Annotated in this window: 17 protein-coding genes and 5 tRNA genes; 4 read left to right on the top strand and 18 right to left on the bottom strand. The window is 61.9% G+C overall.

Annotated features, from left to right (window positions below):
• Nucleotides 1–211 precede the first annotated feature (211 nt).
• From ACLEJQ_RS04855 to leuC, 7 genes are all read right to left on the bottom strand, one after another.
• Complete coding sequence (locus ACLEJQ_RS04855; protein WP_440792700.1) at nt 212–2,842, bottom strand: FimV/HubP family polar landmark protein; 2,631 nt, start codon at nt 2,840–2,842, stop codon at nt 212–214.
• A 209-nt stretch (nt 2,843–3,051) separates the two neighbouring features.
• The gene (locus ACLEJQ_RS04850; RefSeq protein WP_440792699.1) at nt 3,052–4,062 is read right to left on the bottom strand and encodes an aspartate-semialdehyde dehydrogenase; all 1,011 of its coding nucleotides are present in this window, start codon (nt 4,060–4,062) and stop codon (nt 3,052–3,054) included.
• Between the two features lie 246 nt (nt 4,063–4,308).
• Entirely contained in the window at nt 4,309–5,421 is a 1,113-nt protein-coding gene (asd, locus tag ACLEJQ_RS04845; RefSeq protein ID WP_440792697.1) for an aspartate-semialdehyde dehydrogenase, read from the bottom strand.
• A 54-nt stretch (nt 5,422–5,475) separates the two neighbouring features.
• Nucleotides 5,476–6,558, bottom strand: coding sequence for a 3-isopropylmalate dehydrogenase (leuB, locus tag ACLEJQ_RS04840; protein WP_440792695.1), 1,083 nt, complete (start codon nt 6,556–6,558; stop codon nt 5,476–5,478).
• Between the two features lie 65 nt (nt 6,559–6,623).
• Nucleotides 6,624–7,388 (bottom strand): class I SAM-dependent methyltransferase, encoded by a 765-nt coding sequence (locus ACLEJQ_RS04835; RefSeq protein ID WP_440792693.1) that lies wholly within the window; start codon nt 7,386–7,388, stop codon nt 6,624–6,626.
• Nucleotides 7,389–7,525: 137 nt separating this feature from the next.
• Nucleotides 7,526–8,170 (bottom strand): 3-isopropylmalate dehydratase small subunit, encoded by a 645-nt coding sequence (gene leuD / locus ACLEJQ_RS04830; protein ID WP_440792691.1) that lies wholly within the window; start codon nt 8,168–8,170, stop codon nt 7,526–7,528.
• Between the two features lie 11 nt (nt 8,171–8,181).
• On the bottom strand, nt 8,182–9,600 hold the full coding sequence (gene leuC / locus ACLEJQ_RS04825) for a 3-isopropylmalate dehydratase large subunit (RefSeq protein ID WP_440792690.1): 1,419 nt from the start codon (nt 9,598–9,600) through the stop codon (nt 8,182–8,184).
• Between the two features lie 156 nt (nt 9,601–9,756).
• On the opposite strand from leuC, the gene ACLEJQ_RS04820 reads away from it, so the two are divergent.
• Together ACLEJQ_RS04820 and ACLEJQ_RS04815 are read left to right on the top strand one after the other, a co-directional pair.
• Nucleotides 9,757–10,647, top strand: a complete 891-nt coding sequence (locus ACLEJQ_RS04820; RefSeq protein ID WP_440792688.1) for a LysR family transcriptional regulator — start codon at nt 9,757–9,759, stop codon at nt 10,645–10,647.
• Between the two features lie 69 nt (nt 10,648–10,716).
• Entirely contained in the window at nt 10,717–13,995 is a 3,279-nt protein-coding gene (locus ACLEJQ_RS04815) for an EAL domain-containing protein (RefSeq protein WP_440792686.1), read from the top strand.
• A 209-nt stretch (nt 13,996–14,204) separates the two neighbouring features.
• Here ACLEJQ_RS04815 and ACLEJQ_RS04810 read toward each other — a convergent pair whose 3' ends face one another.
• The 11 genes from ACLEJQ_RS04810 to uvrB all read right to left on the bottom strand — a co-directional run bounded on the left by ACLEJQ_RS04810 (nt 14,205) and on the right by uvrB (nt 22,550).
• Nucleotides 14,205–14,657: an Hsp20 family protein gene (locus ACLEJQ_RS04810; RefSeq protein WP_047700569.1), complete on the bottom strand. Its 453-nt coding sequence runs from the start codon at nt 14,655–14,657 to the stop codon at nt 14,205–14,207.
• A gap of 119 nt (nt 14,658–14,776) precedes the next feature.
• Nucleotides 14,777–15,736 carry a tRNA dihydrouridine synthase gene (locus tag ACLEJQ_RS04805; RefSeq protein WP_440792684.1) on the bottom strand — a complete coding sequence of 320 codons (960 nt, stop codon included), beginning with the start codon at nt 15,734–15,736 and terminating at the stop codon, nt 14,777–14,779.
• A gap of 276 nt (nt 15,737–16,012) precedes the next feature.
• A complete protein-coding gene (locus ACLEJQ_RS04800; RefSeq protein WP_440792682.1) occupies nt 16,013–16,456 on the bottom strand; it encodes an acyl-CoA thioesterase in 444 nt (147 codons plus the stop codon).
• Between the two features lie 137 nt (nt 16,457–16,593).
• Complete coding sequence (locus tag ACLEJQ_RS04795; RefSeq protein WP_440792680.1) at nt 16,594–17,427, bottom strand: alpha/beta fold hydrolase; 834 nt, start codon at nt 17,425–17,427, stop codon at nt 16,594–16,596.
• 28 nt (nt 17,428–17,455) lie between these two features.
• Complete coding sequence (locus ACLEJQ_RS04790; protein ID WP_440792678.1) at nt 17,456–17,995, bottom strand: TetR/AcrR family transcriptional regulator; 540 nt, start codon at nt 17,993–17,995, stop codon at nt 17,456–17,458.
• A 180-nt stretch (nt 17,996–18,175) separates the two neighbouring features.
• Nucleotides 18,176–18,251: transfer RNA gene (locus ACLEJQ_RS04785), tRNA-Glu, on the bottom strand.
• Between the two features lie 76 nt (nt 18,252–18,327).
• Nucleotides 18,328–18,403: transfer RNA gene (locus ACLEJQ_RS04780), tRNA-Ala, on the bottom strand.
• Nucleotides 18,404–18,457: 54 nt separating this feature from the next.
• Nucleotides 18,458–18,533 (bottom strand) — tRNA-Glu (locus ACLEJQ_RS04775).
• Nucleotides 18,534–18,612: 79 nt separating this feature from the next.
• Nucleotides 18,613–18,688: transfer RNA gene (locus ACLEJQ_RS04770), tRNA-Ala, on the bottom strand.
• A 146-nt stretch (nt 18,689–18,834) separates the two neighbouring features.
• Nucleotides 18,835–20,316 (bottom strand): glutamate--tRNA ligase, encoded by a 1,482-nt coding sequence (gene gltX / locus ACLEJQ_RS04765; RefSeq protein ID WP_440792677.1) that lies wholly within the window; start codon nt 20,314–20,316, stop codon nt 18,835–18,837.
• Between the two features lie 218 nt (nt 20,317–20,534).
• A complete protein-coding gene (gene uvrB, locus ACLEJQ_RS04760; RefSeq protein WP_440792675.1) occupies nt 20,535–22,550 on the bottom strand; it encodes an excinuclease ABC subunit UvrB in 2,016 nt (671 codons plus the stop codon).
• Nucleotides 22,551–22,881: 331 nt separating this feature from the next.
• On the opposite strand from uvrB, the gene ACLEJQ_RS04755 reads away from it, so the two are divergent.
• Nucleotides 22,882–24,078 (top strand): amino acid aminotransferase, encoded by a 1,197-nt coding sequence (locus ACLEJQ_RS04755; RefSeq protein WP_440792673.1) that lies wholly within the window; start codon nt 22,882–22,884, stop codon nt 24,076–24,078.
• 276 nt (nt 24,079–24,354) lie between these two features.
• Nucleotides 24,355–24,430, top strand: a tRNA-Asn gene (locus ACLEJQ_RS04750).
• The last annotated feature ends 104 nt before the right edge of the window (nt 24,431–24,534 follow it).

Below are 24,534 nucleotides of genomic sequence, written 5' to 3'. Positions count from 1 at the left end.
TGGACCAGCCAACATGATGTCGCCTGACACGACGCTTTCGCGAGCAAGTTCGCTCCCACAGAGGGCATCGGTAGACGCAGGATTTGCGGGGCACCCAAATCCCCTGTGGGAGCGAGCCTGCTCGCGATGAGGCTCGGCCAGGCGCCACCTCTTCGCGCCCCAAACAAAAACGGCAGCCTCACCGGCTGCCGTTTCTGCTGACCCGAGAACCTTACGCCAGGCGCGACAGCATCTCCTTGGCTTCGCTCTGCTGGGTGGCATCGCCTTCGCTGAGGACTTCTCCGAGGATGTCCCGGGCGCCGTCGTTGTCACCCATGTCGATGTAGGCCTGGGCCAGGTCGAGCTTGGTCGCCACCTCGTCAGTACCGCTGAGGAAGTCGAAGTCCGGCTCCTCTTCCGCACCGACCATCGCGTCTTCGGCGGTGAAAGTCGGCTGGCCCAGGCTGTCGGACAGCCGATCCAGCTCGGCGTTGACATCGTCCAGTTCGGACTCGAAGGCATCCTTGGGTGCTGCAGGCGCGTCCATTTCATCGGCCAGGGACAGATCGAAATCCGCCGGCAGCTCCAGATCGTCCGCCGGCGTGTCGGCCAGGGCGGACGCGTCGGCCGCAGGCGAGTCGAAACCTTTCAGGTCGTCGCCCAGGTCCAGCAGGAAGTCTTCATCGTCCAGTGCCGCCACCGGAGTCGGAGCATCGGCCCCCAGGTCCAGGTCGAATTCCGACAGGTCATCCAGGCTTTCGTTGGCCTGGGTCTGCTGCTTGAGTACCGACTCGAAACTCAGGTCATCGTCCTCGGGGAACGCATCCAGCTCGGCGACAGGCTCGGGGGCCGGTGCGACCGGCGCCGCGTCCAGGTCATCCAGGCTCAAGTCGAAAGCGCTGTCCAATTCCTCGTTGGTGGGCGACGGATCTTCCAGCAGCTCCTTGACATACTGCGCGTCCAATTCCGCCGCGACAGCCGCTGCGGCCACACCCGCAGTGGCGGCAACCGCCATGGCCGGGAAACGGCTCTTGAGCTGTTCGACCTGGGCATAGTTATCGCCATTGGCCACCAGTTGGCGCTCCTGGGCGACGAACGCATCGCGGTCACCCTGCTGACCATAGACTTCCATGAGTTTCAGGCGCAGGTCGCTGCGCTGTGGCTCGGCCTTGATGCCCTGCTCAAGCATGTCAGCGGCCTGGTTCAAACGACCACGGTCGATGTGGGCCTGGGCCTGGGGGAGTACATCATCGGAGCGCTCGGCTGCCGGCGCCACCAGTGGTGCGGCAATCGGCGGCGTAACGATCACTGGCGCGACCACCGGAGCCGGCTTGGGCACAGGCGCGGGGGCCGGCGCAGGTTTCGGCTCGAGTTTTACGCTTGGCGGTGGAACTTCAATGCCCTCGAAACTGTTCGGGGGCAGATCGAGCTCCGGGGAGAAGTCGGCCTCCTCCTCGAGGGCGCGCGCCATGCGCAAATGCTTTTCGGCTTCCTGTTGGGCCTTGCGTCGCCGAGCGAGCAGCAACAGCAACAACAGCAGGAGCAGCACACCGCCACCGATCAACCCCAGCAGGATCGGATTGGTGAGCAGATCATTGTATTTGGCCTCGTTGGACGCAGCGGGCGCCGGCTCGATCGGAGCCACAGGTGGCGCTGCTTCAGGTGCAGGTGCAGGCGTAGGCGCAGGTGCAGGTGCAGGTGCAGGTGCAGGTGCAGGTTCCACGGCCGGGGTCTGGGCCGTCGGGGCCTGGGCCAACTCGGCCGACATCACGGGAGGCGCTTCACCAGCCGGTGGAACCGCAGCACCTTCGGCCTGCATCTTGGCCAGTTGATTGTTCTTCAGCTCGATCAGGCGCTGCAGTTTGTCCAGTTGGCTTTGCAGATCCGCCATGCGGCTTTTCAGCTCTTCGTTATCCCGGCGAGCCGCATCGAGGCTTTCCTGGGTCACGGCAAGCTTGTTGTTCAGTGCCTGGGCATCACCTGCAGCGCCCTTGCCCTTGGCGCCCGCCTTCGCCGATTCGGCCGAGACCAGGCTCAGGTTGTCGCGACCGGCGGCCGGCGCCGGCGCGCCTTCGCCGCGACCACGCCTGGTTGCGTCCAACTGCTGCTTGCCGCCACCCGCCACGCTGCGGCGACCGGAACGCCAGGCGGCGTTCTGCGCGGCAACTTCAGCGATGGCCTGAGGCTGCGGCAAGGCCGTACTTTGCACCGGGTCCGGCAGACGCAGGACCTGGCCGGTCTTGAGCAGGTTGATGTTGCCATCAATGAAGGCGTTCGGGTTCAGCGCCTGGATCGCCAGCATGGTTTGCTGGACAGATCCGCCGTTGCGTACCTTGGCGGCGATTTCCCACAGGGTGTCGCGCGGTGTGGTGGTGTACTGGGACGGCCTGGTCGCGCCAGTGACCGGCGTGGACACGACCTGGGACGACTTGGACCGAGCGGCGTCAGCGGCCTGTGGCGAGAACTTGGACGGATCGAGCAACACACTGTAGTCGCGTAACAGGCGGCCGTTGGGCCACATCACCTGCACCAGGAACTTGACCATCGGTTCGGACAGCGGTCGGCTGGACGTTACTCGCAGCACGCTCTTGCCATTGGCATTGATGACCGGGGTGAAGGTCAGGTCATTGAGGAAGGCCTGGCGGTCGATCCCGGCCTTGGCGAAGTCATCGGGCGAGGCCAGGCTTGGCACGACTTCGGCTGCGGTCAACTGCTGGACATCGAGCAGTTCGATCTCGGCGACCAGAGGCTGGTTCGGCGTCGACCTCAGGGTCAATTCCCCGAGCCCGAGCGCTTGCGCCATACCGGAAGACAGCGCCGAGGCGGCCGCTATTGCTAATACCAGTTTGCGAACTTGAACCATAGCCTCTTCCTTTGTTTGAACATTCCTCGGCCAGCGAGAACGTGTTGGTGCCGCTGCCGTAAGGCATTGCGCGCAGCCCCGAAGCGACGGTGCGCGCGATCATTTCACTCATGCCCCGGGAAAGCCCCCAGAGGGAGGTTCGCCTTCAGCATCCTGACCAAGCATAGCGCCCAGCTAGAATCATTCGACAAATTGCCGCCAAGTATCTTTTACAGCAACTCTTTTATCAACAGCTCCGCCACCTGCACCGCATTGAGCGCGGCGCCCTTACGCACGTTATCTGACGTCAGCCACATATTCAGTTCCGCCGGATCGTCGATCCCGCCGCGCACGCGCCCCACGTAAACCACATCCTGGCCCACCGCATCGCCTACTGGCGTCGGGTAATCCCCCGCCTCCACCAGCTCGATACCGGGCGCGGATTCCAGGGCTGCATTCACCTGAGCCAGGTCGACGGCCTTTGCAGACTGCACAGTCACGCTCAAGCTATCGCCGAAAAACACCGGAGCTTGAATGCAAGTCACTGAAATTTTTAACAAAGGTTGATCCAGCACCTGGCGCAACTCACGCACCAGGCGTTTCTCCAACTGCGTGTGGCCCTGCTCATCCGCAGGCCCCACTTGGGCCAACAGATTGAATGCCATCTGCCGGTCGAAAAACTTTGGCTCCAACGGGCGAACATTGAGCAACTCGGCGGTCTGGCGCGCCAGTTCGCTCACGGCGACACGCCCCTGGGCGGATACCGCGAGGCTGGCGGTCACGCTGATGCGCTGCAGGTCAAGGCAGTCCCGCAGCGGTGCCAGCGCCACCGCCAGCGCCGTGGCCGACGCGCTGGGGCTGCTGACCTGGAAGGGCTTCTTCAGACCGGCAAGCACCTGGGCGTTTGCCTCCGGCACGATCTGCGGCGCCTGCTCCGGCGGCAAGGCGCCCGACAAGTCGATCAGCGCGCAACCAGCAGCGCTGGCACGCGGAGCGAAGCTCAGGGACACCGCCGGACCAGCGGCGAAAAACGCCAGTTGGACTTTGCTGAAGTCGAAGTCGTCGACCTCCCGCACCCGCACGTTTTTCTTGCGAAACATCACCGAACTGCCTGCTGATTCGCTGCTGGCCAAAAGGTGCAGGTTGCCGATCGGGAAGTCCCGCTCTTCGAGAATCTGGACAAGGGCTTCGCCGACAGTACCGGTGGCGCCGATCACGGCAATATCAATGGACTGGCTCATGGGTCTACCTCGGGTAAAACGGGGGGAGCGGCACTTTACCGGGCGGTTGGCGGGCAAGCAATTGAACACAGGAGAACCTGTGGCGAGGGAGCTTGCTCCCGCTCGGTTGCGCAGCAACCGCTAGAGTTCTGGGGCTGCTTCGCAGCCCAGCGGGAGCAAGCTCCCTCGCCACAGGGAACTCACCCAACCGAGATAAAAAAACCCGCACCTCTCACAAGGCGCGGGTTCGTTCACAGCCACATCGAATCAACGCTCGAGCAGGATCCGCAGCATGCGGCGCAGCGGTTCGGCCGCGCCCCACAGCAACTGGTCGCCGACGGTGAAGGCGCCAACGAACTGCGAGCCCATGTTCAGTTTGCGCAAGCGGCCCACCGGCACGTTCAGGGTGCCGGTGACCTTGGTCGGGCTCAGCTCCTGCATGCTGATGTCGCGGTTGTTAGGCACCAGCTTGACCCAAGGGTTGTGCTGGCTGATCAGCCCTTCGATGTCGGCGATTGGCACGTCCTTGTTCAGCTTGATGGTCAGCGCCTGGCTGTGGCAGCGCATGGCGCCGATGCGCACGCAGATGCCGTCCACCGGGATCGGGCTCTTGAAACGGCCCAGGATCTTGTTGGTTTCGGCCTGGGCCTTCCACTCTTCACGGCTCTGGCCGTTCGGCAGTTCCTTGTCGATCCATGGGATCAGGCTGCCGGCCAGCGGCACGCCGAAGTTCTCGGTCGGGTACGCATCGCTGCGCATCGCCTCGGCGACCTTGCGGTCGATGTCCAGGATGGCGCTGGCCGGGTTGGCCAGGTCATCGGCGACGGCGGCGTGGGTCGCGCCCATCTGCTTGATCAGCTCACGCATGTTCTGCGCGCCCGCACCCGATGCCGCCTGATAGGTCATGGCACTCATCCACTCCACCAGACCGGCCTCGAACAGCCCGCCCAGGCCCATCAGCATCAGGCTGACGGTGCAGTTGCCGCCGATGTAGTTCTTGGTGCCCGCATCCAGCTGCTGGTCGATGACCTTGCGGTTCACCGGATCGAGTATGATCACCGCGTCGTCCTGCATGCGCAGGCTGGAAGCGGCGTCGATCCAGTAGCCCTGCCAGCCTGCTTCACGCAGCTTGGGGAAGACTTCGCTGGTGTAGTCGCCGCCCTGGCAGGTCAGGATCACGTCAAGGCTCTTGAGCTCGTCGATGCTGTAGGCATCCTTGAGCGCACCGGTGTCCTTGCCCACGGACGGGCCCTGGCCACCGACATTGGAAGTGGTGAAAAACACCGGTTCAATGAGATCGAAATCCTGCTCTTCCAGCATTCGCTGCATGAGCACGGAACCGACCATGCCGCGCCAACCGATCAGACCTACACGTTTCATCGCAACTACACCTATACAAAAGTGGGCCACCGTCGAAGCAGTGGGCCCGAGAGATTACAGATTCCGCAGCGCGGCGACTACTGCGTCGCCCATTTGCTGGGTACCGACTTTGGTACAACCGGCCGACCAGATGTCGCCCGTGCGCAAGCCCTGGTCCAACACCACGCTGACCGCTTTCTCGATCGCGTCGGCGGCGTCCGTGAGGTTGAAGCTGTAGCGCAGCATCATCGACACCGACAGAATGGTCGCCAACGGGTTGGCAATGCCCTGCCCGGCGATGTCCGGCGCCGAACCGTGGCACGGCTCGTACATGCCCTTGTTGTTGGCATCCAGGGAAGCCGACGGCAGCATGCCGATGGAACCGGTGAGCATCGACGCTTCGTCGGACAGGATGTCGCCGAACATATTGTCGGTGACGATCACATCGAACTGCTTCGGCGCACGCACCAGTTGCATGGCGGCGTTGTCGACGTACATGTGGCTCAGCTCGACGTCCGGGTAATCCTTGGCCACCTGCTCGACCACTTCACGCCACAGTTGGCTGGAGGCCAGCACGTTGGCCTTGTCCACCGAGCACAGTTTCTTGTCCCGCACGCGAGCCATGTCAAAGCCGACCCGGGCGATCCGGCGGATTTCGCTTTCGCTGTAGGGCAGCGTGTCGTAGGCCTGGCGCTCGCCGCTCTCCAGCTCGCGGGTGCCACGCGGGGCACCGAAGTAGATACCGCCGGTCAGCTCGCGAACGATGAGGATGTCCAGGCCGGAGACGATTTCCGGTTTCAGGCTCGAGGCGTCGGCCAGTTGCGGATAAAGGATCGCCGGACGCAGGTTGCCGAACAGGCCCAGTTGCGCACGAATCTTCAGCAAGCCGCGCTCAGGACGAATGTCCCGCTCGATCTTGTCCCATTTCGGGCCGCCCACGGCGCCCAGCAGCACCGCATCGGCGGCGCGGGCGCGGTCCAGGGTTTCGTCGGCCAACGGTACGCCGTGCTTGTCGATGGCGGCGCCGCCGATCACGTCGTGGCTGAGTTCGAAGCCCAGGCCGTACTTGTCGTTTGCCAGCTCCAGGACCTTGACCGCTTCGGCCATGATTTCCGGACCGATGCCGTCACCTGGGAGAATCAGAATCTGCTTGCTCATGCTTTCCTCGTTTGTTCTGGCGGCCGGCCCCTGGTTCTGCAACCCAGGACCTGCCGGAAAAAATTCTATCGCTCGGCCCACAGCACCAGTACATCTGTACTGAACGAACCATCGGCCTCAATCTCAAAATATTCGCGTACTTCATCGCCCATCGAGCGCTGCAACTGCAGGATGGCCGCGCGCATCACCTCGGGCGTGCGCATGCGCTCGACCCAGGACTGGTATTCCAGGCGCAGGCGTTGGCGTGAGGTACTGCGCACATACAGCCCCGCCTCGCTGACCTGGCGCAGCCACTCGGCGGCCGAGTAATCGCGTACATGGCTGGTGTCGCGCAGCACTTCGATGCTTTGCAGGTAAGTGTCGAGCAACGGCGTGCCCGGCGACAAGATATCGATGAACGCCATCACCCCACCCGGCTTGAGCACTCGGCGCACCTCGCGCAAGGCCAAGCCCAAGTCGCTCCAATGATGCGCCGAATAACGGCTGAACACGAAATCGAATTCGCCATCACCAAATGGCAAACGCTCGGCGGCACCGCACACCGTGGTGATATTGCCCAGGCCACGATCCGTTGCCGCAGCGGCCACGACGTCGAGCATCTGCTGGGACAGATCGTACGCCACGACCTCCTCGGCCAGGGAGGCCACATGGAAACTCACATGCCCGGCACCGCAACCCAAGTCGAGCACGCGGGCGCCAGCATGACCGGCAAGCTCAGCCTGTAGCAGCGCGAACTCGGCGCCCTGGGCGTGCACGGCACTGCTCAGGTAGGCCGAGGCCTGCTCACCGAATTGCTTTTGTACGACTTGGCTGTGGGCGGTGTTGGTCATGGGATGTCCTTAAGGGTTGTGTTGCCTGGGCTGGCCTCATCGCGAGCAGGCTCGCTCCCACAGGGTTCTTGTGAACGCCGCAAATTCAATGTGGGAGCGAGCCTGCTCGCGATGGCGCCATTACGCCTTATGCAAAATCAAGCATCACGAAACAACCAAGGCTGGCTCGTCCGGTGCTTGGCTTCGAACGCCGCAATCGCGTCGCTGTCCTGCAAGGTCAGGCCGATATCGTCCAGCCCATTGAGCAGGCAGTGCTTGCGGAACGCATCGATCTCGAAGCTCAACACTTTGCCGTCCGGACGGGTCACGGTCTGCGCCGCAAGGTCGATCTGCAACTGGTAGCCCGGGTTGGCCTCGACCTGCTGGAACAGCTCGTCCACTTCAGCGTCGCCGAGGATGATCGGCAGCAAGCCGTTCTTGAAGCTGTTGTTGAAGAAAATGTCGGCGTAGCTCGGCGCGATGATGCTGCGAAAACCGTACTCTTCCAGGGCCCATGGCGCGTGTTCGCGGCTGGAACCGCAACCGAAGTTCTCCCGGGCGAGCAACACACTGGCGCCCTGGTAGCGCTCGGCGTTGAGGACGAAATCCTTGTTCAAAGGGCGCTTGGAGTTGTCCTGGTACGGCTGGCCGACATCCAGGTAACGCCATTCGTCGAACAGGTTCGGGCCGAAGCCGGTGCGCTTGATGGATTTCAAGAACTGCTTGGGAATGATCTGGTCGGTGTCGACGTTGGCACGATCCAAAGGCGCGACAAGACCGGTGTGCTGGGTAAAAGCTTTCATGCTGCGCTCCTTCAGATCAATTCGCGGACGTCGACGAAACGACCGTTGACAGCGGCCGCCGCGGCCATGGCCGGACTCACCAGGTGCGTACGGCCACCGGCGCCTTGACGGCCTTCGAAGTTACGGTTGGAGGTGGAAGCGCAATGCTCGCCCGACTCCAGGCGATCCGGGTTCATCGCCAGGCACATCGAGCACCCCGGCTCACGCCACTCGAAACCGGCTTCGAGGAAGATCTTGTCCAACCCTTCCGCTTCTGCCTGGGCCTTCACCAGCCCTGAGCCCGGCACCACGATGGCCTGCTTGATGGTCGAGGCCACCTTGCGGCCCTTGGCAATCACTGCCGCAGCGCGCAGGTCTTCGATCCGCGAGTTGGTGCAGGAACCGATGAACACACGGTCGAGCTGAATGTCGGTAATCGCCTGGTTGGCGCTCAAACCCATGTATTTCAAGGCACGGACGATGGAGTCGCGCCTGACCAGATCCACTTCCTTGGCCGGATCGGGAACGTTTTGGTCCACCGCCAATACCATTTCAGGCGATGTGCCCCAGCTGACCTGCGGCTTGATCTGCGCGGCATCGAGCTCGACCACCGTGTCGAACTTAGCGTCGGGGTCGGACACCAGGTCTTTCCAGGCTTCGACCGCCAGATCCCATTCGGCACCTTTCGGAGCGAACGGACGGCCTTTGACATAGGCCACGGTTTTTTCATCGGCGGCCACCAGCCCGACGCGGGCACCGGCCTCGATGGACATGTTGCAGATGGTCATGCGGCCTTCGATGGACAGCTCACGAATAGCGCTGCCGGCGAACTCGATGGCATGGCCGTTGCCGCCAGCGGTGCCGATCTTGCCGATCACCGCGAGCACGATGTCCTTGGCGGTCACGCCGAACGGCAGCCTGCCCTCGACGCGCACCAGCATGTTCTTCATTTTCTTGGCGACCAGGCACTGGGTGGCGAGCACATGCTCGACCTCGGAGGTGCCAATGCCATGGGCCAGAGCGCCGAAAGCACCGTGGGTCGAGGTGTGGGAATCGCCGCAGACCACGGTCATGCCGGGCAAGGTCGCGCCCTGCTCCGGGCCGATCACGTGGACGATGCCCTGACGCACGTCATTCATTTTGAATTCGACGATGCCGTACTCGTCACAGTTATCGTCAAGGGTCTGAACCTGCAAGCGCGAGACTTGGTCAACGATCGCCTCGATGCCACCCTTGCGCTCCGGCGTGGTCGGTACGTTGTGGTCCGGGGTCGCGATGTTGGCATCGATACGCCATGGCTTGCGCCCAGCCAGGCGCAGGCCTTCGAAGGCTTGCGGCGAGGTCACCTCGTGGATGATGTGACGGTCGATGTAGATCAGCGCGGAGCCATCGTCGCGCTGCTTGACCAAATGCGAATCCCAGAGCTTGTCGTAGAGCGTTTTGCCGGCCATCAGACGGTTCCTCATCAGCTTGTTTCTATGCCCTGGGCTTGAACGGATCAATAACCCCTTGGCTTGTGAGGCTGATGCTATGAGGTTACATTAAATAACTCAAATTCATATTTTTCATACTTTGCATAACCAGTTGGAATTCGAACGGAATCGCCCATGGACCTCGCCAATCTCAATGCCTTTATCGCCATCGCCGAGACCGGTAGTTTCTCCGGAGCCGGGGAGCGCCTGCACCTGACACAGCCGGCCATCAGCAAGCGGATTGCCGGCCTGGAGCAGCAGCTCAAGGTGCGCCTGTTCGACCGCCTGGGCCGTGAAGTGGGCCTGACCGAGGCCGGCCGGGCCCTGCTGCCACGGGCTTATCAGATACTCAACGTGTTGGACGATACCCGCCGCGCCCTGACCAACCTGACCGGCGAAGTGACCGGTCGCCTGACGCTCGCCACCAGTCATCACATCGGCCTGCACCGTTTGCCGCCTTTATTGAGGGAGTTCACCCGCCGCTACCCCCAGGTCGCACTGGATATCCAGTTCCTGGATTCGGAAGTGGCCTACGAGGAAATCCTCCATGGCCGGGCGGAACTGGCCGTCATCACGCTCGCCCCTGAGCCGCACACGCTGGTTCGCGCCACGCCGGTATGGGATGACCCGCTGGATTTCGTCGTGGCCCCGGAACACGCGCTGCTGGAAAACGGCGCGGTCAGCCTGGCGGACATCGCCCTGCATCCTGCGGTGTTCCCCGGCGGCAATACGTTCACCCATCACATCGTGCAACGATTGTTCGAGGCCCAGGGCCTGACGCCGAACATCGCGATGAGTACGAATTATCTGGAAACCATAAAGATGATGGTCTCCATCGGCCTGGCCTGGAGCGTCTTGCCGCGAACCATGCTCGATGAACAGGTGGCCCGCATCCCTTTGCCGGGCATACAGCTCAGTCGCCAGCTAGGCTATATCTTGCATACCGAACGGACGCTTTCGAATGCAGCACGGGCTTTCATGGCCCTATTGGATGCACAAATCGATCTGCCAGGGACAACGGCGTAGGTTGTGCTACTCCTATAGAGCCGCACCACCTGTGCCTAACGCCCAAACCTGCTCAAGGCCTGCTATACGATGCCCAATCCCGCTGACCATCTCCCTCCCCTGCCGCGTATCCAGGCGCTTGACCCGAAACGGTCCGAGCAAAGCTGGGACAGCGCGCCGCAGTTGCTGGCCGCCCTGAACGGCGCGCGGCTGGGAGCCTGGTCGTGGGACATCGAAACCGGGCAGATCAGTTGGTCCCGCGGCACCCAGGCGTTGTTCGGCTTCGACCCGCGCCACCCGCTGCCCACCGATGTGGACTATCTGGACCTGCTGCTGCCCGAAGACCGGGCCAGGGCCGTGCGCGCCTTCCATGCGGCGGTTGCCGGTGCACCGCTGGAGCAGGCGATGCACCACCGCATCGTCTGGCCCGATGGCAGCCTGCACTGGCTGGAAATCAACGGCAGCGTGCTGCCGGACAAGCACGGCCGCCCGCGCATGATCGGGGTAATCCGCGAAATCACTCACCAGCGCCAGCGCGAACAGGCCCTGCGCAGTTCGGAAAAACGCTTTGCCACGCTGTTTCATCTGTGCCCGAACATGGTTTTGCTGACCCGCCAGGAAGACGGGTTGATCATCGAGGCCAATAAATACTTCGAAAGCCTGTTTGGCTGGCCGTTGCATGACATTATCGGCCGCACGACGCTGGAGCTGGGCCTCTGGGCGCAGCCCTCGCAACGGGCGAAACTGCTCGAAGCCATCCAGGCCAAAGGCGAAGTGGCAAGCATGGAGGTAGAACTGCGGGCCAGTAACGAGCTGATTCACACCGGTCTTCTCAGCGCGCAGAAAGTCGAGATCGAAGGCCAGCCTTACCTGCTCAGCACCTTCCTTGACACCACCGAGCGCAAACAGGCCGAACAGGCGCTCAAGGACAGCCAGGAACGCCTCGACCTGGCCCTCGATTCGGCGCAACTGGGCACCTGGGACTGGCACATTCCCAGCGGCATGCTCTACGGTTCGGCCCGGGCCGCGCAGCTCCATGGGCTGGAGCCCAAGCCTTTTCATGAGTCGTTCGACGCGTTTTTCGACGGTGTGCCTACCGAGGAACGCAACAACATGCGCAACGCCTATCGCAGCCTGCGCGAAGGCCCGGCCGGCAATTACCAACTGACCTACCGCGTGCAACTGCCGGACGGCAGCTCCCGCTACCTGGAAAGCCGCGCACGCCTCTACCGCAATGACGACGGCAGCCCCTTGCGCATGGCCGGGACGTTGCTGGACATCACCGACCAGGTCGAACGCGAACAGAGCCTGGCGGCGTCGGAAGAAAAATTCGCCACGCTGTTTCACGTCAGCCCCGATCCGATCTGCGTCACCCACCAGGACAGTGGCCGATTCATCGAGATCAATTCGAGCTTCAGCCAGACCTTCGGCTGGGACGCCAGCGACGTGATTGGCCGCAGCGCCGACGAAATAGGACTCTGGGATGCTCCAGGCAGCAGCCTGCAACGCATCGAGCGGGTGATTCGCGAGCAGTCCTTGAACAACGTCGCCATCGTCGTTCATCACAAGGACGGCCAACCGCTGACCTGCGTGATCTCCAGCCGGCAGATCAACGTTAACAATCAACCGTGCATCGTCACCACCCTGCGGGACATCACCCAACAGCAGCGCTCCGAAGCGGCGCTCAAGGCCAGTGAAGAGAAATTCGCCAAGGCGTTCCACTCAAGTCCGGATGCCATCACCATCACCGAACGCGATAGCGGTCGCTACCTGGAAGTCAACGATGGTTTCTGCCGCCTGACCGGCTACCGTGCCGATGAAGTGATCGGTCATACGGTCTACGAGGTCGGCATCTGGGCTGAAGACAAACAGCGCACCGCCCTGCTGGCTGAACTGCAACTCAAAGGCCGCGTCCACCATCAGGAAATGCTCGGGCGTAACAAACGCGGGGAAATACTCACCGTGGAGGTGTCGGTCGAGCCCATCACGCTCAACGAGACACCCTGCCTGCTGCTGACCGCCCGGGACGTAAGCCTGCTGCGCAACGCCGAGGCCCAGATTCGTCACCTGGCCTATCACGACCCACTGACCAACCTGCCCAACCGCGCCTTGCTGATGGACCGGCTGAGCCAGCAGATCGCCCTGCTCAAGCGCCACAACTTGCGTGGCGCCCTGCTGTTCCTCGACCTGGACCACTTCAAGCACATCAACGACTCTCTGGGTCATCCGGTGGGCGACACGGTGCTGAAGATCATCACCGCGCGCCTGGAGGCCAGCGTACGCCTGGAAGACACCGTGGCGCGGCTGGGCGGTGACGAATTCGTGGTGCTCCTCAGCGGCCTGGAAGGCAGCCGCGCCGTTGTCAGCGAACAGGTACAGAACCTGGCCGATACTCTGCGCGAACTGCTTTCAGAGCCGATGTCACTCGATGGCCAACGTTTGCAGGTCACCCCAAGCATCGGCATGGCGCTGATCCCCGACCATGGCTCGACTCCGGCCGATCTGCTCAAGCGCGCCGACATCGCGCTGTATCGGGCCAAGGATTCGGGACGCAACACCTCACAGATGTTCCACGCCACTATGCAGAAAGCCGCCAGCGAGCGCCTGCGCATGGAAACGGACTTGCGCCAGGCCCTGGCCCGTGGCGAGTTCAGCCTTCACTTCCAACCCCAGGTCGACGCCCGGACCAATCGCATCATTGGTGCCGAGGCCCTGGTCCGTTGGCACCATCCGGAGCTGGGCGCCCAATCGCCCAACGAATTCATCAAGGTGCTGGAAGACAGCGGCCTGATCCTGGAAGTCGGGACCTGGATCCTCGACGAAGCCTGCGACGGCTTCAAGCAACTGATCGCCAAGGGCAAGGTCGATCCGCGGCAGTTCAGCCTGTGCGTGAACATCAGCCCGCGACAGTTCCGCCAGAGCGACTTTGTCGAGCGCATCGAAAACAGCCTCGCCACCCACGGCTTGCCCTGCTCCATGCTGAAGCTGGAAGTCACCGAGGGCATCGTGATCCAGAACCTGGACGACACCATCGGCAAGATGCGCCGGCTCAAGAAGCTCGGGGTCAGCTTCGCCATGGACGACTTCGGTACGGGCTACTCATCGCTGACCTACCTCAAGCGCCTGCCGGTAGACACCTTGAAAATCGACCAGTCATTCGTACGCGATGCCACCACCGACCCCAACGACGCGGAAATCATCCGCGCCATCGTCGCCATGGCCCGCAGCCTCAACCTGGAAATGATCGCCGAGGGTGTAGAGACCTTGGAACAGTTGCACTTTCTGCAGGGGCTCGATTGCCATTTGTACCAGGGCTATTTGCATAGCCGGCCGTTGCCACTGGAGGCGTTTGAGCGGTTGTTGCCGTGAAAACGCCGCTCACCTTCGTGGCGAGGGAGCTTGCTCCCGCTGGGCTGCGCAGCGACCCTAAAACCTGCCGACGCGATGTGTCAGGCTGCCCTGTATCGAGCTTTTTTGGGGCTGCTTCGCAACCCAGCGGGAGCAAGCTCCCTCGCCACAGGGGCGCGTCGACCATGAAAAAGGGCGCCACTTCGGTGCCCTTTTTCAGTTGCGGTGCATCAGTTTTGCAGCGCGGGTTGTTGCTGCGCCCCATTGATCGGGATGCGCTTGGCTTTCGCCTCTTCCGGAATCACCCGCAACAGGTCGATGCTCAACAGACCGTTGCTCAGGCCAGCGGACTTGATCTCGATATGATCCGCCAACCGGAAGGACAGCTTGAATGCACGCTGGGCAATGCCCTGGTGCAGGTAGGTGACGCTGTCATTGCTGGCCTCGCGCTTACCGCCGCTGATGGTCAGCACACCTTTTTCCACTTGCAGGTCCAGGTCTTCTTCCCGGAAACCCGCAGCAGCCACTACGATACGGTATTCATCATCACCGTATTTTTCCACGTTGTAGGGTGGATAGCTGCTGCCCGGCTCGTTGCGCAAAGCGGTTTCGAACAGATCGTTGAAGCGGTCGAAACCTACCGAGGAACGGAACAGCGGGGCCAACGAAAATGCAGTACTCATGATTCAAATCTCCTGAAAAATCAGCAAGGTTTTTTGTCTCAGCGACCCGGATTCGGCATCGCGTAACCCCTATCTAGGGTTCGCCAAAAACTTTTCAAGAGCTTTTTCTGAAATTTTTTTCAGGCCGCTTCGGTACGTGGCACACCCAGCAAATGGCCCACCGCGTCCAGCTCGGTTTCCCGGCGCAACGCCGTAAACAACTGCACCGCCTCGGGGTAATTGCGGGTGAGCATCGCCAGCCATTGCTTCAATCGACCGGGCGCCTGGCGCGGTGTCAGCTGCTCGACCACCTGTCGCCAGAAGTCCTGGAGCATCGGTTGCAGCTCGGCCCACGACATCTCGACCACTTCCTCGCCGGCCCGGGCTGCGGCGATCTGCCGGGCCAGGTCCGGGCGGGAAACCAGACCGCGGCCGAGCATGATGTCTTCCACGCCGCTGATCTCGCGGCAACGGCGCCAATCTTCCACGCTCCAGATATCGCCGTTGGCGAATACCGGCACCTTGACCACCTCCTGGACCCGGGGAATCCATTCCCAGTGCGCCGGAGGCTTGTAGCCGTCGGTCTTGGTCCGCGCATGCACCACGATGTGCTCGGCGCCGCCTTCGGCCAGGGCCGTGGCACATACCAGCGCGCCATCGGGGCTATCGAAGCCCAGGCGCATCTTGGCCGTGACAGGAATATGGCCGGGGACCGCGCGACGCACGTGCTCGACGATCCGGTTGAGCAGTTCCGGTTCCTTGAGCAACACCGCGCCACCTCGGGATTTGTTCACCGTCTTGGCCGGGCAGCCGAAATTCAGGTCAATCACCTCGGAGCCCAATTCGCAGGCCAGCGCCGCGTTTTCCGCCAGGCACACCGGATCGGACCCCAGCAACTGCACCCGCAGCGGCACACCGGCAGCCGTCTTGGCATCGGTCAGCAGTTCAGGGGCGAGCTTGTGGAAATACGCCGGCGTGAGCAGGCGGTCGTTGACACGGATGAACTCGGTGACACACCAGTCGATACCGCCAACGCGGGTGAGGACATCCCGCAGGATGTTGTCAACCAACCCCTCCATGGGCGCCAGGGCAATTTGCATGGGAAACACACACTCAACGGAAAAACGTGCGGCAGTTTACCGGATTTTGCCCAGCGTATTGGCATTCACCAGCAAACCCTGCGGGGTTCCCAGGAATCAAATCCACCACAATCCATTGTGGGAGCGAGCCTGCTCGCGATGGCGGTGGGTCAGGCTACATCAATGTTGGATGTGCTGCCGTCATCGTCGGATCGCCGCCCGGAGCAGGCTCGCTCCCACAGAAGATTTTTGATGTTCTCAAGAATCAAGCCAGGCTCGCTCCCACAGGGGTTCAGTTCACGACAAAGCTGCCGCGGGCATGGCCGCGCCATAGCCTTCGATGAACTCCGGCGGCATGCGCTTGGGCCGGCCGCTGGACAGTTCGATGCAGACAAAGGTGGTCTGGGCCCGTAACAGGGTGGCGTTGTCGCGGGGACGGATCAGTTGGAAATGCCGGGTCATCTTCAACCGCTGGTCCCAGTCGACGATCCAGGTGGCCAGTTGCAACTCGTCGCCTTCATAGGCCGCCGCCAGGTAATCGATTTCATGCCGCACCACCGCCATGGCCCGATCCAACCGCCGGTATTCCACCAAGTCCAGGCCCAGGCGCTGAGAGTGCCGCCAGGCACAGCGTTCCAACCAACTGACGTACACCGCATTGTTGGCGTGACCCAGGCCGTCGATGTCTTCGGCGTTTACTTGAAGATCAATGATGAACGGCGTTGCCCGATCCCAGCCCATGCCCCTCTCCCGGTCGAATGTGGATCGGTGCAGTGTACCCGATCGCTGTGGGAGCCGGGCTTGCCCGCGATGGCGTCAGGACCGACTGCATCACCGCTGAATATATCGACATCACCGAGGGCAGACTTTTCAACCATTCAGGCCGATTGCCGTGCTTGCAGGCTGCGCCCGGCCAACAGCGATAACACGCCATCAATCACCCGGGGATCGGCCAGCACCCGCTGATGCCCGCCCTGTGGCAAGCGCAGCAAGCGGCTGTCGAACCAGGCCTCATGAATCAGCTGCGATTCCTTGACCGACACCGAAGTATCGTCCTCGGCATGAACGATCAGCCCCGGCACGTCCAACTGGTAATGCGCGACATCCATCTTCGACGCGGACATGCCCACATCCCTCTCCACCTGGCGAATGAACGCCGAGCGTGCCTTGGGCGGCAGCCCCATATGACGGGCAAAACCGCGCAATACACCAAGGATACGGGCGGGCGCCGCGATGCTGACCAGCGCCTCGGTGCGCAAGCCCAATTGGACCGCCAGCATCGCGCTGGCGCCGCCCATCGAGTGCCCGATCACCGCCTGCAACGGTGGCAGTTCAGCTGCGGCTTCGAGCATGGCCCTGGCAAATAACAGAACGTTCGCCTCGCGACCTGGAGAGCGACCATGGGCCGGGCCGTCCAGCGCCACGACGGTGTAGCCGGCGCCCACCAGCGCAGTGATCAACGCCGCGAACTGGGTAGGCCGCCCTTCCCAACCATGCATCAGCAAAACGGCGGGACCATGGCCCCAACGCAAGGCCGAGAGACCGAAGCGCAAGGTGACGCGCTCGGCACTCGCCAACAGGGGCAACTCCCAGTCCCGCGGCGGCAGATCCCGGGGACGCATGAACACCGTTCGCATCTTCTTCGCCACCCACTGCGGAGCCACCCGGCCCAGCGTGCCATTAACGCTACGAATCCAGCTCAACCTGTCCATCGCTCATCTCCAAGGATGCATTTGGCGCTCAGCGCACTGCCGACTTGGCCGCACGCAGCACACGATCCGACAATTCTCCCGGGCCCAGGGCTCGCGCCAGGGCCAGGCCGCCCACCATCAAGGCGATGTCGGCCAGGGCCTTGTCGGCGTCTTCGGGACTTGCCGCCAACTGCGCGGTCATCAACTCGATGTGCTCGCTGAGCACGTCCCGAAACGGATCCGGCAAACGCCCCAGCTCGCCGATCGACGCCGGGAGCGGGCAAGCGTTCTCGGTGGAATCACGATGCTTGCGCGACAGATAGAACGCCGCTATCAGGGCGCGCCGCTCTTCACCGGTCAGCTCAGCATCCATGTCGGCGATCAAGCCGCGGCGCCGGCTGAGCAATTGTTTGAACGCCTCGAGCATCAGCGCATCCTTGCTTTCGAAATGGGCGTAGAACCCGCCCACCGTCAGCCCGGCTGCGCCCATCACTTCGCCTACGCTCGGCTCGGCCGGGCCGCGCTGGATCAATGCATCGCTGGCGGCCTTGATAATGCGTTCTCGGGTTTGTGCCTTTTTATCGCTCATAGGTGCCTCCGAATATTATGAGCAGAATATTATCCGCGTAATAATTTTCTGCAAGCGAAAATTCGGACCGCCCGTCAGGATCGTCTTTTTAAAAGGGAGGATTGGCTGAATGCCAGGCAAAACAAAAGGGCCATTCAAGAATTGAATGACCCTTATAAAATCCCGCAGAGCGGGTAATCGTGGCGTCCCCTAGGGGACTCGAACCCCTGTTACCGCCGTGAAAGGGCGGTGTCCTAGGCCACTAGACGAAGGGGACACAAACCTTCTTGCTTGATCAGCGCTGAGAACTGATCGATTCAAGGCCGGTGTGGCCAGACCTTGAACCTGTCGATTGGTGGAGCTAGACGGGATCGAACCGTCGACCTCTTGCATGCCATGCAAGCGCTCTCCCAGCTGAGCTATAGCCCCGGATTTTTCGCCTCGCGGCGCAGCGACATCTTGCAACATCGCTATTGGTAAAACTGGCGTCCCCTAGGGGACTCGAACCCCTGTTACCGCCGTGAAAGGGCGGTGTCCTAGGCCACTAGACGAAGGGGACGCAAACCCTTCTATACAACTGATCAACGCTGAGTGTTGATCGCTTCAAGGCCGGTGTGGCCAGACCTTGAAGTGTAAATTGGTGGAGCTAGACGGGATCGAACCGTCGACCTCTTGCATGCCATGCAAGCGCTCTCCCAGCTGAGCTATAGCCCCTCATCGCTGAGGACGGGGCGAATCTTAAGGGCGTATCGGAAGGCTGTCAAATTTATTTTCAACAAATTTGAAAATTTTTTGCCGGGATAACAATCACTTACCGACAAACCCCGGAAAACCGGGGTATGCCCTGCCTCATCGACCGCTCAAGCGATCGCGCCCAGCAGTTTTTCCCACTCCTTGTTTTCCTTCTTCGACACGCCACCGAGCAGATCAATGGCCTGGCGCAGACGGAAACGGGTCAGGTCCGGCCCCAGAATTTCCATTGCATCGAGCACCGACACCGAGCTCGCCTGGCCGGTAATGGCGGCGAACATCAGCGGCATCGCATCGCGCAACTTCAGTTGCAGGGACTCGACCACGGCCTGGATGGTCGCGGTAATACTGTCCTTCTCCCACTGGCGCAGGCTTTCGAGCTTCCACAGGATCAGTTGCATCAACTGACGCACCTGATCGCCCGAGAGTTTCTTGGACTCGAACAGCTTCGCGTCCGGCGTCACGCCACCGGCGAAGAAAAAGCCGGCCAGCGGGGCGATCTGGCTGAAGGTCTCTACCCTGCCCTGCACATGGGGGGCGATCTTCATCATGTATTCAGGATTCAACGCCCACTTCTGCACGCGCGCGGCGAACTCTTGCACCGGCAGGTCGCGCAGCCACTGGCCGTTGAGCCACGAGAGCTTCTCGATGTCAAAGATCGGCCCGCCCAGGGAGACCCGCGACAGGTCGAAGTGCTCGACCATTTCCTGCAACGAGAACTTCTCGCGCTCGTCAGGCATCGACCAGCCCATGCGCCCCAGGTAGTTGAGCATCGCCTCGGGCATGAAGCCCATACGCTCGTAAAAGGTCACCGAGGTCGGGTTCTTGCGCTTGGACAGCTTGCTCTTGTCCGGGTTACGCAGCAATGGCATGTAGCACAGTTGCGGTTGCTCCCAGCCGAAGTACTCGTAGAGCAGGATCAGTTTCGGCGCCGATGGCAGCCACTCTTCCCCACGCAGGACGTGGGTGATGCCCATCAGGTGGTCGTCGACCACGTTGGCCAGGAAGTACGTCGGCAAGCCGTCGGTCTTCATCAGCACTTGCATATCCATGCGATCCCACGGGATCTCGACATCGCCACGCAGCAGGTCCGGCACCACGCAGACGCCTTCGCTCGGCACCTTCATGCGGATCACATGAGGCTCGCCGGCCGCCAGGCGACGGGCGACTTCTTCCTTGGACAGCAGCAGCGCACGACCGTCGTAGCGCGGGGTTTCGCCGCGGGCAATCTGCTCGGCGCGCATCTGGTCCAGCTCTTCGGCGGTGCAGAAGCACGGGAACGCATGACCCATGTCCACCAGTTGCTGGCAATACTGCTTGTAGATATCGCCGCGCTCGCTCTGCCGGTACGGGCCGTGAGGGCCGCCGACATCCGGGCCTTCGCTCCAGTCGATCCCCAGCCAGCGCAGGGCATCGAAAATCTGTTGTTCGGACTCGCGGGTCGAACGCAACTGGTCGGTGTCCTCGATCCGCAGGATGAACTCACCGCCGTGCTGCTTGGCAAAGCAATAGTTGAACAGAGCGATGTAAGCGGTGCCGACATGGGGATCGCCAGTGGGCGACGGCGCGATGCGGGTACGGACGGTGGTCATGGCATGTCTCGGAAAGAAGGTAAAAGCGAAGATCAAACAAGGGGCGAATGGTAGCAGGCGATGGTGGGCGGGCTCCAGTCAAAGGGATTTGTGCATCTGTCAGACCGCGTAGTCCTTAATCGCGAGCAGGCTCGCTCCCACACTGGATTCGTGGCGTTCACAAATCCCCTGTGGGAGCGGGCCTGCTCGCGATGAGGCCCGCAAGGGACAATGCAAACTCAGACAGTGAGCAACCGCTCCCGCAACTTGCCAATCTCGTCGCGCAACTGCGCCGCCGCTTCGAACTCCAGGTCGCGGGCCAGCTGGTACATCTTCTCTTCCAACTGACGGATGCGCTTGGTGATTTCGCTCGGCGAGCGCAGTTCGGCTTCGTAGCGGGCGCTTTCTTCGGCGGCCTTGGCCATGCCCTTGCGCTTCTTGCTGCGCGAACCCGGTACAGTGGCGCCTTCCATGATGTCGGCGACATCCTTGAACACCCCCTTGGGCGTGATGCCGTTGGCAAGGTTGAAGGCAATCTGCTTCTCTCGACGCCGCTCGGTCTCACCGATGGCCCGCTCCATGGAGCCGGTCATATTGTCGGCGTAGAGAATCGCCCGGCCATTGAGGTTACGTGCAGCCCGACCAATGGTCTGGATCAACGAGCGCTCGGAACGCAGGAAGCCTTCCTTGTCGGCATCGAGAATCGCCACCAGCGACACTTCCGGCATGTCCAGGCCTTCGCGCAGCAGGTTGATGCCCACCAGCACATCGAAGGTGCCCAGGCGCAGGTCACGGATGATCTCGACCCGCTCCACCGTGTCAATGTCCGAGTGCAGGTAGCGCACCCGCACGCCGTGGTCGGCCAGGTAGTCGGTGAGGTCTTCGGCCATGCGCTTGGTCAGCGTGGTGACCAGCACCCGCTCCTCCAATGCCACGCGCTTGGTGATTTCCGACAACAGGTCATCCACCTGGGTCAGCGCCGGCCGCACTTCGACCTGCGGATCCACCAGACCGGTCGGGCGCACGACTTGCTCGACCACCCGCCCATCATGCTCAGCCTCATAATTGCCGGGGGTGGCCGAGACAAAAATCGTCTGCGGACTGACGCTTTCCCATTCGTCGAAGCGCATCGGCCGGTTGTCCAGCGCCGATGGCAGGCGGAAGCCGTATTCCACCAGGGTTTCCTTGCGCGAACGGTCGCCTTTGTACATGGCGCCGACCTGGGGCACGCTGACGTGGGATTCGTCGATCACCAGCAGCGCATCGGCCGGCAGGTAGTCGTACAAGGTAGGCGGCGGCGCGCCCGCCGGACGACCGGACAGGTAGCGCGAGTAGTTTTCGATGCCGTTGCAGTAGCCCAGCTCCAGGATCATTTCCAGGTCGAAACGGGTCCGCTGCTCCAGGCGCTGGGCCTCCACCAGCTTGTTGTTCGAACGCAGGTACTCCAGGCGCTCCTGCAGCTCGGCCTTGATTCCCTCGATGGCGTCGAGCAGGGTTTCCCGAGGCGTGACGTAGTGGCTCTTGGGGTAGAAGGTGAAGCGTGGCAGCTTGCGGATCACCTCGCCGGTCAGCGGATCGAAGGCCGAGATGCTCTCTACTTCATCATCGAACAACTCGATGCGGATCGCTTCCAGGTCCGATTCCGCCGGGTAGATGTCGATCACGTCGCCGCGTACCCGGAAAGTGGCCCGGGCGAAATCCATGTCGTTGCGGGTGTACTGCAAATCCGCCAGGCGCCGCAACAAGGCGCGCTGGTCGAGTTTGTCGCCACGATCCACGTGCAGCACCATCTTCAGATAGGTTTCCGGACTGCCCAGGCCGTAGATGCACGATACGGTGGTGACGATGATCGCGTCCTTGCGTTCGAGCAGCGCCTTGGTCGCCGACAACCGCATCTGCTCAATGTGGTCGTTGATCGAGGCGTCCTTCTCGATGAAGGTGTCCGACGATGGCACATAGGCCTCGGGCTGGTAGTAGTCGTAATAGGAGACGAAATACTCCACCGCGTTGTTTGGAAAGAAGGCCTTGAACTCACCGTACAACTGCGCGGCCAGGGTCTTGTTCGGCGCCAGTACCAGGGTCGGGCGCTGTACCTGGGCGATCACGTTGGCGATGCTGAATGTCTTGCCCGAACCGGTCACACCGAGCAGCGTCTGGTGCGCCAGACCGGCCTCGATGCCCTCGACCATCAGGCGAATGGCTTCCGGCTGGTCGCCGGCGGGCTTGAATCGTGTGACGAGCTGGAATTCAGACATGACATAACCTCTGGGTTCACCCCGGTCGGCCAACCGACAGGAACGAGAAAGACCGAAACGACTGAAGTCGTCCGAGGAAAAAGCTGGGATGTGCACAATGTGGAGGTGATTCCCTTCGCTTTCAAGACAAACGTCCTACAAGCCTTGAAGACTTTGACGCCGCGAAGGGACTAACGGTCGAAAAAAAACCAAAATTCTTACCGTAAAAGCCGAATCGCCTGTCGCCGCGCCCGGTGATGGCCTCTATACTAGCTCCCCGTTTGTGCACCGCTCTAGTGCATCCGGCTGGAGCGTCACACGTCCCCCTCACTCCATTCAGAGCCGCGCAATAATGAGCCTGTTTTCCGCTGTCGAATTGGCACCCCGCGACCCCATCCTGGGCCTCAACGAAGCATTCAACGCCGACACCCGTACCAATAAGGTCAACCTGGGCGTAGGTGTGTACTGCAACGAAGAGGGGCGCATTCCACTCCTGCGCGCCGTGGTCGAAGCCGAGACGATTCGCGTGGCCCAGCACGTTTCCCGTGGCTACCTGCCGATCGACGGCATCGCCGCCTATGACCAGGCGGTCCAGACCCTGCTGTTTGGCAAGGACTCGCCGCTGATCGCCGCTGGCCGCATCATCACCACTCAGGCCGTAGGCGGTACCGGCGCACTGAAGATCGGCGCCGACTTCCTCAAGCAACTGCTGCCGGACGCCGTCGTCGCCATCAGCGACCCAAGCTGGGAAAACCACCGCGCCCTGTTCGAAACCGCCGGTTTCCCGGTACAGAACTACCGCTATTACGACGCCGCCACCCATGACGTGAACCGCGCCGGCCTGCTCGAAGACCTCAACGCCCTGCCCGACCGTTCCATCGTCGTGCTGCACGCCTGCTGCCACAACCCGACCGGCGTGGATCTGAGCCCGCAGGACTGGAAAAACGTGCTGGCCGTGGTCAAGGCCAAGCATCACGTTCCGTTCCTGGACATGGCCTACCAGGGCTTTGGCGACGGTATCGACGAAGACGCGGCGGCCGTGCGCCTGTTCGCCGAATCGGGCCTGACCTTCTTCGCGTCCAGCTCGTTCTCCAAGTCGTTCTCGCTGTATGGCGAGCGCGTCGGCGCCCTGTCGATCGTCAGCGAGTCGAAGGAGGAAAGCGCTCGCGTGCTGTCCCAGGTCAAACGCGTGATCCGCACCAACTACTCCAACCCGCCAACCCATGGCGCCAGCATCGTCGCCGCCGTGCTCAACAGCCCTGAGCTGCGGGCCCAGTGGGAAGCGGAACTGGCCGAAATGCGCCTGCGCATTCGCGGCATGCGCAATCAGATGGTGGACATGCTGGCCAAGGCCGCTCCGCACCGCGACTTCAGCTTCGTCGCACGCCAGCGCGGGATGTTCTCCTACTCCGGCCTGACCGTTGAACAAGTGACGCGCCTGCGCAACGAGTTCGGCATCTACGCCCTGGACACCGGCCGCATCTGCGTGGCGGCGCTGAACCAGAACAACATTGATGTGGTGACCAAGGCGATCGTCCAGGTGATCTGAGGCGCGCCGAATATCCGGAGTTCGTAAAACCCTGTGGGAGCGAGCCTGCTCGCGATTGCGGTGTATCAGTTAACATCTTCATGACTGACACACCGCAATCGCGAGCAGGCTCGCTCCCACATGGATCCGTGTTCCCACATCGGGCTTTGTGTATCCCGCTTCTGGAGCTGGGTGAAGCGGTAACAGGTAAGCAATGGATCGCCCACCGCCCTTCCAGCGCCCCAATCATCATCCAAAGCTTGACTTCTCTTTTCCAATCAGTAACATACGCGTCATTCCGCGATAGCTCAGTTGGTAGAGCAAGTGACTGTTAATCACTGGGTCCCTGGTTCGAGTCCAGGTCGTGGAGCCAGACAGCAACACATCAAGCCCCTGGAACGAGAGTTCCAGGGGCTTTTTTGTGGGCGCAATCCGGGTTGATGGCCAAATAAGCCTGTTCAATGTCGCTGCCGGAAC

This window comes from Pseudomonas sp. SMV71, assembly GCF_052042015.1.
GTDB lineage: Bacteria > Pseudomonadota > Gammaproteobacteria > Pseudomonadales > Pseudomonadaceae > Aquipseudomonas.
Note: the sequence above shows the minus strand (reverse complement) of the source record. Positions and strands in the feature narration are given on the sequence as shown.

Excerpts from the sequence above, each read along its gene's own strand:
- ACLEJQ_RS04810 (WP_047700569.1), bottom strand. The coding sequence starts at position 14,657 with ATGAGTACTGCATTTTCGTTGGCCCCGCTGTTCCGTTCCTCGGTAGGT.
- ACLEJQ_RS04820 (WP_440792688.1), top strand. The coding sequence starts at position 9,757 with ATGGACCTCGCCAATCTCAATGCCTTTATCGCCATCGCCGAGACCGGT.
- ACLEJQ_RS04855 (WP_440792700.1), bottom strand. The coding sequence starts at position 2,842 with ATGGTTCAAGTTCGCAAACTGGTATTAGCAATAGCGGCCGCCTCGGCG.
- ACLEJQ_RS04790 (WP_440792678.1), bottom strand. The coding sequence starts at position 17,995 with ATGAGCGATAAAAAGGCACAAACCCGAGAACGCATTATCAAGGCCGCC.
- ACLEJQ_RS04755 (WP_440792673.1), top strand. The coding sequence starts at position 22,882 with ATGAGCCTGTTTTCCGCTGTCGAATTGGCACCCCGCGACCCCATCCTG.
- ACLEJQ_RS04835 (WP_440792693.1), bottom strand. The coding sequence starts at position 7,388 with ATGACCAACACCGCCCACAGCCAAGTCGTACAAAAGCAATTCGGTGAG.
- leuC (WP_440792690.1), bottom strand. The coding sequence starts at position 9,600 with ATGGCCGGCAAAACGCTCTACGACAAGCTCTGGGATTCGCATTTGGTC.
- ACLEJQ_RS04850 (WP_440792699.1), bottom strand. The coding sequence starts at position 4,062 with ATGAGCCAGTCCATTGATATTGCCGTGATCGGCGCCACCGGTACTGTC.
- ACLEJQ_RS04795 (WP_440792680.1), bottom strand. The coding sequence starts at position 17,427 with ATGGACAGGTTGAGCTGGATTCGTAGCGTTAATGGCACGCTGGGCCGG.
- gltX (WP_440792677.1), bottom strand. The coding sequence starts at position 20,316 with ATGACCACCGTCCGTACCCGCATCGCGCCGTCGCCCACTGGCGATCCC.
- leuD (WP_440792691.1), bottom strand. The coding sequence starts at position 8,170 with ATGAAAGCTTTTACCCAGCACACCGGTCTTGTCGCGCCTTTGGATCGT.
- ACLEJQ_RS04800 (WP_440792682.1), bottom strand. The coding sequence starts at position 16,456 with ATGGGCTGGGATCGGGCAACGCCGTTCATCATTGATCTTCAAGTAAAC.
- asd (WP_440792697.1), bottom strand. The coding sequence starts at position 5,421 with ATGAAACGTGTAGGTCTGATCGGTTGGCGCGGCATGGTCGGTTCCGTG.
- leuB (WP_440792695.1), bottom strand. The coding sequence starts at position 6,558 with ATGAGCAAGCAGATTCTGATTCTCCCAGGTGACGGCATCGGTCCGGAA.
- ACLEJQ_RS04815 (WP_440792686.1), top strand. The coding sequence starts at position 10,717 with ATGCCCAATCCCGCTGACCATCTCCCTCCCCTGCCGCGTATCCAGGCG.
- uvrB (WP_440792675.1), bottom strand. The coding sequence starts at position 22,550 with ATGTCTGAATTCCAGCTCGTCACACGATTCAAGCCCGCCGGCGACCAG.
- ACLEJQ_RS04805 (WP_440792684.1), bottom strand. The coding sequence starts at position 15,736 with ATGCAAATTGCCCTGGCGCCCATGGAGGGGTTGGTTGACAACATCCTG.